Source organism: Streptomyces sp. NPDC002309, from assembly GCF_053593375.1.
Genome location: NZ_JBSFCI010000082.1, coordinates 1 through 10,743, shown reverse-complemented (window position 1 = coordinate 10,743; position 10,743 = coordinate 1). Strand labels below are relative to the sequence as shown.

Here is a 10,743-nt window from a genome sequence, read left to right as displayed (position 1 = left end):
GTTACAGCCCTGTTCTCATGACCGCGGCCAGCTGCGATCACCCGATCGAAACTCCGAGTTGAACTCGACCGGCGCCAGCACGTACAACCGCGGCAACAGGGTCTCCTGGATCTCGGTTGGCTTCGCAACCCCGAGCTACCAAGAAGTTCGACGCACATCCCTCAAGAGCGAGGCACAAGACCTACAGATCTTCATTATCGCTGAGCGCGCTAACGCCCTGCTCAAGGTCATCTTCAAGGCCCTGCGCCTGGTCAGCCTCAACCCCGCGGCCCTCACCCTGCTCCAACTTGAACACGGCTGCACTTCCTGAACGAAGATCACGAACCGTCACGAGACGTCACCGTGAGGGGTTCATTGCGTCCCTTCCTCGCGGCGGCGATGCTCGTAAACCGACGGTAGGGCCCACACAGATGACATGGGCAAGTAGTTGAATCTGTACCCTCCGAGGTAGGGGGCATAGTTGGTGAACTCCATGGCAAAGTTTTCAGCCTGGGCCTGATAGGGATTATCCAATCCCTCGCCGTATTTGGCGACCGACTGATCCCACTCTCCCCCAGGCTTCTCGAAGTTCGGCAAGTACTGCGACTGGGCCTCGTGACGCAGTTCGTGGGCGAGGGTCCTTCGGAACTCGAGATATGAAGCGTGTGATCGATCTTGATTGAAGGTGATCTTGTTCTCCCAATGCGCCGCCCGAGCATTCGGTGGCGTTTTGCCGAGTTCATACTTCACACCGTCAAAGTTGAATTTGTTTCCCAGGCGCGCCTGCGAACCTTTCGCAACCTCGCGTACGCGTGGAGAGGTTTGCAGATTTGAGAGGACGCCTTTCATCATGGTGGTGTTAGCGATGCTGTTCCCGACGAAAGAGCTGATGAAGCCAACAGCCGTATGGGCCAAGCCATCCCAGTTCCCTTCAGGCAATGCCGCCACGGAAAAGCCCAGGCTGACGCCTGTCATGATCATACCCATGACAAAAGTTGCCAACTGCTGCCCTGCGTGGCCGCCGATGAGGCCGCCGAGCGCCGAGGCGCCCCAGAGGACCGAACCGCCGATGAGACCCGTGAGGGCACCGAAGCAGCCTCCGACGACAGCGCCTTTAAGCCCGCCGTCGATCGCGCCGGAGACGGCGCCGCTCGCCAGGCCGCCGAGCATGCCAGCGAGGGCGATGTTCCCGCCAGTTGCCACAAAGACGGCTGCACCGATGAGACCGCCCGCCAGACCGCCGAAGACGGCTCCCCAGAGTGAGAGCCCGGAGGGATCAACGTAAGCCATGGGGTTATTGGCGCCGTATGCGTACAGATTGTGAAGCTGAGGGTTGGCAATTCCTGCCTCTGGGTGCATCAGGAGGAGGGGGTCGGGGCTGACAAAACGTCCGATCTCGGGTGCATAGTAGCGGGCGCCGAAGAAGTACAGACCTGAGACATCGTCGAGGAGACGACCGCCGAATCCTCGTGGCTCGCCCGGCCCGAGGGCGACGGTCATTTCCCCGAAGGGGTGATAAGTGCGTCGTCCGACCGGCGTGCTTGCGGTGTCCGTGATCAATGTGAGATGGCCAAGATCGTTTGAGTGGAGATACAGTCGGCCGAAGGGGTCTTCCCTGGCGATGGGGGTCCGGTCGTCGTGAATGTAGCGGCGGACGGTGCCGTCGTCGTCTTCCTCGTAGAGGCCGGCTAGAAAAAGGGTGCGACGGCTTGTGCCGGCCGCCGTGGAGGTCCGCCACACACGATCACCGGAGACGCTGTATGCATACTTCACCGTGCGGCCGGTGTCCTCGGTCACGGTGGTGAGCTTGCCCAGCGCGTTAAAGGTGAGTGCGCGTCCGGGCATCTGCACAATGTTTCCGTTCGCATCATGCTTGAATTCCCGCTCTGGGGTGCCGTTCATGACGAAGCCCGCGATGAGGTTCGAGCCCGCTGGCTCGTACCAGGCATCGGAGCCTGGTTGTGCTGGATAGCGGATGACGTTTGAGGCTTGGTCGTAGGCATAGTCGCGGGTATACGGAGGGACGCCGCCCTCAGGCGAGCCGCCTACGACGCGGAGCAGACGGTAGCGGCCATCGAGTTGGAACTCCCGTGGATGGGGGGCACCTGGTCCACTTGAGCGATTGTCGGCAAGCCGCAGCAGGTTGCCGACGTTGTCGCGGTGATAGGTGAGGTCTTCGAACTTCGTTTCGTCGGGGGCGAGCACGCGCAGGCGCCGCAGGAACGCCGTCCGCGTGTCGTAGTCGAGGATGGTGCGTACTCCGTTGCCGTAGCGGCAGGAAGTCCGCCGTCCCCGCGGGTCGTAGCGGATGTCTTCCAGGTAGCCGGGTACCCGCCGCAGCCTGCCGGCTTGGTCGTATTCGTACCGCACCTCACTGCCGTCCGGGTAGCGGATCCTTTCGATGGCGTCGGCGGCGTTGTAGGTGTGCTTGAGACTCCAGCTGCGTCCCGCCTCGCGCAGTGTGCGCCGCGTGACGCGGCCGCGGGCGTCGTAGTCGAAGTCCCACGATCCCGTCTCGTCATGGGCTGAGCTGAGTCTGCCGGTGCTGTTCAGACGGCCGGGGTCGTCGTAGGCCATTGTTTGGAGGACCGTACCGTTCACCAGGACTTTGGTGGGCCGCTCCAGCGAATCGTAGGCTCGTTCGATCACGTCGCCCTCGCCATCGACGACTCGGATGAGCTGACCTGCTGCGTTCCAATAGAAGCGGCGTGTTCCGGCGTCGCGGTGCTTGAACTCGAGCCGGTTGCCAGCCAGGTCGAAGGTTTGGCGGAGGAGCGCCGTGCCGTCAGGCCCCCGAACGGCGGTCAATCGTCCCATTTCATCGTAGTCATAGCCGTGCGTGGTGATCAGACCATCGTGGATCTCCGTGACCCCAGTGATCCTCCCCCAGCCGTCGTGGCGGTGAATGCGCGGCGTGTCGAAGAAGCCGCGGGCGCGCATGGCAGGGTCGGTGTCATTCGCGTCGTAGTGCACGGTCCGGAATGCGTCGAAGACAGTGCGGTCGTGATGGCCGTCCGCGTAGCGGACTTCAGTGATTCGCCCAAGGGCGTCGTAGCGGCACCGCGACTTTACGGTAGTGGAGGAGGTGCCGAGGGTCATGCTGGCGGAGTAGGTAGCCTTGCCCTCTTCAGCCAGCCACCCTCGTGCATTGAAGGCGCGCTGTGGGGAGACCGCTACAGTGCTCGCATCGACGCGCGCCCTCGACTGCAGAGTGTCACCAGTGCCGGTGTAGGCCATACGACGGTGTGATACTGCTCCGTTTCCCACTCGCTTACGCAGGTCCACGCTGGGAGGTGTGGCCTCCAGGTGGTATTCCGCGGTCTCGCTTGGATCGTCCGGGGTATCGCCTGGAAGGGCGACGGCGACAACTCGGCCCAGGGGGTCGAAGCCGAACTGGGTCAGGGCATTGTTCGGGTCTTGCGCCCGCCGTGGTTGAAGGGCGGCATCGTCCCAGGCGAAGGTGCTTGTGTGGCCGCCGGCGTTCGTGCACGAGGTGGGGAACTGGCCATCGACGTCGTAGGCGATGGTGGTTCGCGCGCCGAGCGAGGTTCGGCTCTCGATCACACTGCCCCGGGAGTTGTAGGCCAGTCGCAAAGTGTCGGTCCAGACCACCCCGTCTTCCTCCCGATACCCCAGGTCCGTGGGGGCGTAGCCCTGCGGCTCGTAGTGAGCGAGGAAGCGTTCTCGGGGGAGCACCCGGATGCTGTTCCGCGTCATGTTGCCCCTGGTTGCCCGTCCCAAGGGAAGACCAGTGAAGGGGGCGCCGTCGTAGTACATGCGCACTTCACGGACAATGCCCCCGTCAGGACGGGACTCCAGCACCCGGGCCGGAACCGATAGCGCGTGGCCGTCGATGAGCCGCGCGTACTCGATGTCAATGATCTTAGCCAGGGAGGTTGGCCCGTTGGCTTGTAGTTCCTGCCGTGTGATGTTGCCTGCCTCGTCGTAGGTGAAGTGATGTGAATCGACCAAGACGCCCTCATCGCCTCCGTGCACCTCTGCCGCGCTAGATGTCCGGTGGACGACCACTACTGGATCGCCGTCTGCGCCTCGCGCTGCCACTTGGGCGTCCCAGGTGTTCACAGACCGTCGAAGAACAGTGCCCGTGCCAGCCTCTCGCTGAACGGTCTCAAGGAGGCATCCCTGTCGGGCGAGGGCCAGAGCGCGACCGTTACCTGCCAGGCCGTGGGCTTGGGTCTGGTCGAACCGCGTAGTGGTCAGCAGACCGGGTGTACTGTCATCCCCGACTTCTTCGACGTCGACTTCGCCGAAGCCGGCAAAGCGTCGCTCTCGTCCGTCGTACATCCCGTCGTGGTAGCGGATACGGGTCTGAGTCTTCCCGCCCTTCCCCAGATCGTGCTGGCTCACTTCCGACACCACCTGCACGGGGAAGGGCAGGAAGGTAGTCCAGGGTCGGCCCTCGCTCCGGTCGAGAACGGCGAACTGAGTCGAGGTCTTGTATATGATCTCGGTCCGGCACCCCAGTCCGTTGTCGATACCGGTCAGCAAGTACGGTTTCTGCTCGCCACACAGGTCCAGAGCGATGTCCCTACGGGCGTGGTCGTGGCTGGATGGGTAGGACCAGAGAACACCGGTCACGCCGCTGCCAAACAGATCAGCAAGCCGGACATCAGCCCCCGCTGGGGTAGGGGTGTGCTGGATTCGGAGGGGACTGGAGAAGCCTTTGCCGAGCCGGTTGAACCACACCGTGACTGTCGCGGGCCCGACGTAGACCAGGTCGGCGACGCCATCACCATTGACGTCGGCGAGGAAGACTCGTTTGGGGTCGAAATCGCGGTCGAACGCCGGTGGGGACGCCATAACACGACGCTTCCCCCAGCGGGGGCGCTTCCCCCAGTGATCCAGCCCTTCATACGGCCAATACCACACGGCGCCGGAGCGGACGAGGACCATGTCGGAGAGGCCATCCCCGGTCATATCGGCCAGCTGAACGCCCGGATCGGCGAAGAAGACATCAGGGAAGACTTCAGAGTCGTGGTTCCGCGGGATGTACCTCGGCTCCGACCACGTCTTGCCGTCCTCGTTCAGGAACACGACGAACCTGCTGGCCTCGGTTCGCAGCAGGTCCACAACCCCGTCGCCGTTGAGATCGACCTGCCGCGTGTTGGAGTCCTTCAAATCGAACACCGGGGCCGGGTCATAGCGATGGAAGCGGCCCCATCCGCCTCCGGGACGTTTGGGATACCAACCGGAATGGGTGCCGTCGCCCACCAGCAGGTCGACGCAGCCATCGCCGTCCATGTCAGCGAAAGTGACACGTGCAGTGGAGAGCTGGACGTCGCTCGGAGCGTCCTGGAACGTCCGGGGCAGATCCCAGGAACCGTCCCCGCGATTGCGCCAATAGCGTGCCCGCAGACCGTCCAGCTGCACCACGTCGGCCAGGCCGTCGCCGGTCACATCGAGCAACTCGGTGCCGTCCGTCCCAAGCGGGGGCGGCTGACGGAGAGGGTCAGCGGCGAACGTCCGGAGCCTCGGGATCGATGGCAGGGCACTGTAGGAGAATGACAGCGGCGGCTGAGAGGCCGTCTCCTCTCGCCCTCCCCATGTTCGATGGCCGGTGAGTGTGATGCGGTCGAGAAGAGAGAACGGGACCTCCTTCGGAGTGGTGTAGGCCAGGTCGTAGCTGCGCATGAGCGTGGCGGGCGAGAGCCGCTCACAGTGGAGCTCGATGCGGTGACAGCGCAGGCGGGTCTCGATCGGGAACCCATGCCGTGCGGTGTGCCAGCTGTCTGGGCGAGGCTCGTACTCCAACGCGACTCGGTAGATGGAGTACCGCACCTCCGCCAGGTACAGATTGTTGGAGTCACGGATGTAGCGATACGTGATGCGGTTGCCGTTGAGGTCTTCTTCCTCCTCGAGAGCCCAAGCCAGCACGCGTGCAGGATCGTCCGAGTCGACGATGCACGAGTCCATGGACAAACCAAAGCGCTTCGTCGCGCCCTGCCGGTCCTGCACCTGCCAGCCGCCAGCGTCGGTATGCCGGATCCGGGCGAACAGCCGGTCCACCTTGGGCCGGTACGACCCGTCAGACAGCCGGGTCAGCTCGCCATGCTCATCGAACACGATCGGGTCGCTGTCGTCGTATCGGAGGAACCCCACTTCTCCGTTGCGTCGGATCTGGGGGAGTGTCAGGGACCAGCCCAGACCGAAGGCGCCATTGGAACTGCCGGAGTTGTAGGCCAGCGCAAGATGTGGCGCGAAGCCGGCCACGCCGGGGGGCAGCTGCAGGTCGAGCGCGTAACTCCCCGTCCCGCGGTTGTAGTCGGCTACAAAAGCCCCGCCAAGGCCCCGGACATCGGCCCCGCCCTTGGGAAGCGTGACGGCTTGGGGGGAGGTTGCGCTCTCGCGAGGCATCAGGGGCTCCGCAGCGAGAGCCCCAAGAATGAGGCACTGTCGTCGTTCCACGTATACAGCCCAACACGGCCAGGCCGTGTGAGCGAGGAGTCCCGCCCGGCCAGGACCTGCTCGCCGTCCAGACATGCGACGAACGCATCACCCACCGCGCTCACGGCCAACTCCCAAGTGATGTCTTCGATATATCCATCGTCCAGCTCAACCGCGGCGATGTCGAGGTCGGTGAATTTTCCGGCGATCTTCTTGCCTATGCGCCGGTAGTGATTTCCCGCGTCCATCAGGAAGAAGTAGAAGTTGTCCCGGTCCTGGTAGCGGAACACGACCCCGATGCCGCCCCCGACTGCTGACTCCATCTGGCACCGGAGCACGACATCACTGAGCAGTGGCCATCCGCTACTGGACTTGTGTATCAGATACGTCCCAGGCTTGATGGGACCCTGGTCGGTGCCGGCGGAGCCGTGGATGAGTGATGTCTGCCGGATTGCCGCGGCGGCCTGGTCGAATGACCAGTTCGAAGGGCCTCCGATGATGGCCTTCGGATCGTCGACGACTTCGAAGTTGGCAAGTGGACTTGTCGACAGGTCCAGATCGAATGCGGATTGTCCGCGTGGGGTGTAAGTGTACTCGGCAAAGAGGTGCACATTGTTCACCTTGTCCCAGGAAAAGCCTGCGTCGAAGAGCTCCTGGTTGGCCGCTCGGTCGATCTGCATATTCCACCGACTGGAAAGCGGTACGCCGCGGAGCACATTGAGTGGCTCGTCCTCGTCCTCGTCGCCGGTGCAGATCATGCCGTCAGTATCGGTGGACTGGCTGGCAGACACCTCGGCATCCACCGCCTCGATCTTCGTCACCAGGCCGCTCACCGGAGGCTCCGGATGCACGTCGATGACCATGTAGAGGTCCCGAAGTACAGGGTTGACGTGATGGCGAGGGAAGAATCCCGAGCGTAGCTCGAATCCGACCTCGCCAGTGTTCTGAAGTGCAAAGAACTCATCGGGAAAATGTTCCCTCACACCCAGGCCAATGCTGTACTCGCAAGATTCGCTTGCGGCTATTTCGGCACGCACGAGATCTCGCACGCTCTCGTTGTAGTAGGTGTCGAAGTACAGCAACATGTAAACGTTGGTAATGGTCCGGTAATCCAGATCGTTCGACGACGGGGGGAAGTCAAGAATCCAACCGGAGGCGACCCCACTGTTCTCGAAGGTCGACAGTACCTGTTCCTCGTCAATCACGAAGGCAACACCGTCGTTGCGCATGTCGAAGCGGGACAGGACCATGGTCTCCGGCTTCTGGAGGCGAATACGGCGCTGGCCCTCGCGGCCCCGATCGTAGGACACTCCCGAGTTCGTGAGCGTCCCACAGGCGCCTTGCGGCCCGATGAGACCCTCGACCACCACTTCGACGCGGCGCAACTTTCGCTGGAACGACCCCGGACACCATTGATCGAAATCCTCCAGGGACGTCTCGAAATCGATTCGCCCTGTGCGCTGAAACCCTTGGTAGAACTGGAACGGATACCGATCGGCCAGCGAGACCACCACCTTGGCAGGGACACGCTTCTCCGTCTCCACCAAACGGTCGTAGCTAAACTGATCAACATCGGCGAGCAGGAAATCACCAGCCAACAGTCCATGCAACGCGCTGCTGGCGTAGTCGAATCGAATTCGATTAACCTCAGTGTCATACTCGAACTCGAAGGCCCGCTCCATGAGGAACGCGGCTCGCATTGCTGAATCAAGATAGCGCCTGGACAGGCTATGCTGGGCACGCGCCAAGTTCTCCCATAGCTCGGGCGTGAACTCGCGTGAGTCAAAGAATTCCAGCTGGGCGCGCGCTTGTTGAACCCGAAGTTGCGCCAATTCGACTTGGGACTTGGCCACATTGACCATTCTCTCGGCGGCGGCAACCTCCCCATCGACAATTCTCTCCGCCGCTCGGAGTTCGGTGAGCTTGCGGTTCATGCTCCGCAGCTCAGAGTCCATACTGAGCTCGCTCCTAGCTCGGGACAGAGCAGCCACGACACCTGCAGCGCTGGCGGTGCCATTGACCGCACCAGGCACATTACCGATGATCTCCCACACTTCAGGATGGACTTCCACTTCCAGTCCGTGATTCCCCTGCACCCAGGCGGTGACCCGATCCAGGTAGGCTGCCTTCTTGCCCGTCCGGACGTAGTCCACCCACTGATCCCCGGCAAGGCGGATGCGTTCGCCAGCCAGCTTCTGATTGAGACGTGCGACATTGACCTGCGCACGTGCGGCCTTCAGCTTCTCGTGTTCCACGGACTTGGCCGACCTTTGAGCATCCACATTCTGCTCGAGTTGCACTCGGGTCAACTCTTCCTTCTCCGCCGTGCTCTTGAAATTCACATAAGCCCGCTCCGCCTGGATTGCCTGACTGGCAAAGTAGCGCGCCGAGTTCTGCAGGTAGCGCCAGTCGTGAATAGGGATGATATTCTCTTCGATGCCGAGATAGTTCATTCCTCGAAGGATTTGAGAAAGCTGACTCAAGGCCTCCAGGATGATGACCCTTCGACTGTAATCAATGTCGTTGAAATTTAGGCGATCGGATGCCTGTAGAAATCTCAACGTCTCGTCCTTGAGTGGCGTGAATCCACCCTCATAAAGAGGACCGTCGAGTGCGAACGATCCATCAGTACGAATAAAAACGATGTGCTCGTACATAACACGCGCAGCCGCATCGCTATGCTGCCGATACAACTCGTCAGCCCACGCGAGGTAAGTTCGGGCAAGTCGAGTCCACAGCATCGGCCGTTCAATCTCGTGGTTGAGGTACCTATAGTCGCGGACCTCGAGATAGTATCTCGCGGCCCGCTCATAATCCCCGAGCGCGAAGTAGGTGTCGCCCAAAGCAAGGGGCAGGATGAAACGGCGGACATGGGGTAGGTACGAGACGAACTGAGGAAGCAATTCCACAGGGACTCGTAGAAAGTCGAGTGAAGTTGCATCGACACGTGGCTCCAGGATGTTCTCTATCAGCTCGCCGCCCCCCGTAGTGAGACTAACTGTGATAAAGAATGAGCCCGCTGCCACCCGGATGGTATCGGCCGGCTTGGCGACCCGCTCGCTGGGGACTTCGGTGAAAGTCCCGCCGGGTTCACAGATGAGAAAGGGGAGGCCCTCTGCCCCGGCAGGACGCGTGACGGCCGTACCAGAGTTGAAGCCTTGAGTGATGCTCAAGTCTAGGCTTCGAGGGAGACGGTTGGCGGCCGCGGCGAAGTGAACCAAGGCACCGTCGCCGTCCTGGCCGTTCAGGGCATGGACCACACCCATATTGTGATCCATGGCGGCAACCGCCGAACGATCGCCCAACTCCTCCAAACCGTCCCTGAGTTGACGGAAGACGCCTTGAGCCTGATCAAGGTCCCCATTTCTCATGGCCATCACACCGGCTATCGCACTTACCCGGATCTGATCGTTCAAGCTGTCAGCAAGATGGATCGCTTCATTCATCAAACTGTGAGCTGTTTCCACTTCTCCAACATGCGCGAAGAACGCTGCCGCTGTCGCCCGCTCCTTCGCAAGACCTGTAGTTCCCGTGTAGTGCTCGGTGAGTTCGACTAGTTCCGACGGCGGACCACTGGGCAAGGGAATTGGTGCACTCTCAACGATAGGGCGATAACGATGAATCGCCGCGGACACCTCTGCCAGTTGATCAACGTCCAGGTCAGGTAGTTCGCCGTCCCCGATGCCTGCAGCATAGAGCGGGACAAAGAACGGAGAGTAGAGAAACTGCGGAAACAGCGCCCAGGCGGCCAAGTACCTGTCGAGAGCCGTCTGGTATTTCCCGCTGTTGTACGCGTCGTTCCCGGCAAGGAGTAGAAATTGAACCTTCTGCTCAAGTGGAACCTCGGGCTCAAGTGGGACCTCGGAGTCAAGCCCGATCTTGCCCCATTCAGCCGCCGGTTTCAGGAACTTACCCTTGACCGACTTCCCGATCTTGCCCCACTTTGCTGCCTTGGATACGAACTTGGTCGAGTAGCGCTCTGAAGCGTAGTTCCGAGCCATAAGGCACCTACCATGATCGCCCACACTCATGCTAAGCCTCCCGCGGCCACCGTGCTAGTTGGTCTCGATCCGTCAGCCGTAACGGCGTTCTCATCAGGTGATCAGCTCGCCCCGATCCGTCCCGCTGGTTGGCGGAATGGGTCTTCCAGCCGGGTTGCCGAGCGGATCGCAGAGGCAGTTGTCGTTCCGATCTTGAGGGATGTGCGTCGACGGGAGTCTCGATCGGGTGATCGCAGCTGGCCGCGGGCATGAGAACAGGGCCCCTTGGTAGCTCGGGGTAGCGAAGCCAACCGAGATCCAGGAGACCCTGTTGCCGCGGTTACGTGCTGGCGCCGGTGGAGTTCAACTCGGCTAAAAT

2 protein-coding genes and 1 pseudogene are annotated in these 10,743 nt (G+C 61.7%); 1 reads left to right on the top strand and 2 read right to left on the bottom strand.

Translation table 11 applies throughout. The annotated features are described in order from the left end of the window. Positions 1 to 310: pseudogene (locus ACWCPM_RS34095) on the top strand (hypothetical protein); the annotation flags it as partial. A gap of 41 nt (positions 311 to 351) precedes the next feature. On the opposite strand, the gene ACWCPM_RS34090 reads toward ACWCPM_RS34095, so the two are convergent. Further along, positions 352 to 6,354, bottom strand: coding sequence for a toxin TcdB middle/N-terminal domain-containing protein (locus ACWCPM_RS34090; protein ID WP_450980149.1), 6,003 nt, complete (start codon positions 6,352 to 6,354; stop codon positions 352 to 354). Continuing rightward, on the bottom strand, positions 6,354 to 10,385 hold the full coding sequence (locus ACWCPM_RS34085; RefSeq protein ID WP_450980148.1) for a Tc toxin subunit A-related protein: 4,032 nt from the start codon (positions 10,383 to 10,385) through the stop codon (positions 6,354 to 6,356). The genes ACWCPM_RS34090 and ACWCPM_RS34085 overlap by 1 nt, the downstream gene beginning before the upstream one ends. Positions 10,386 to 10,743: the final 358 nt, after the last annotated feature.

Coding starts and splice junctions, on each gene's coding strand:
- ACWCPM_RS34090 (WP_450980149.1), bottom strand. CDS start 6,354: ATGCCTCGCGAGAGCGCAACCTCCCCCCAAGCCGTCACGCTTCCCAAG.
- ACWCPM_RS34085 (WP_450980148.1), bottom strand. CDS start 10,385: ATGGCTCGGAACTACGCTTCAGAGCGCTACTCGACCAAGTTCGTATCC.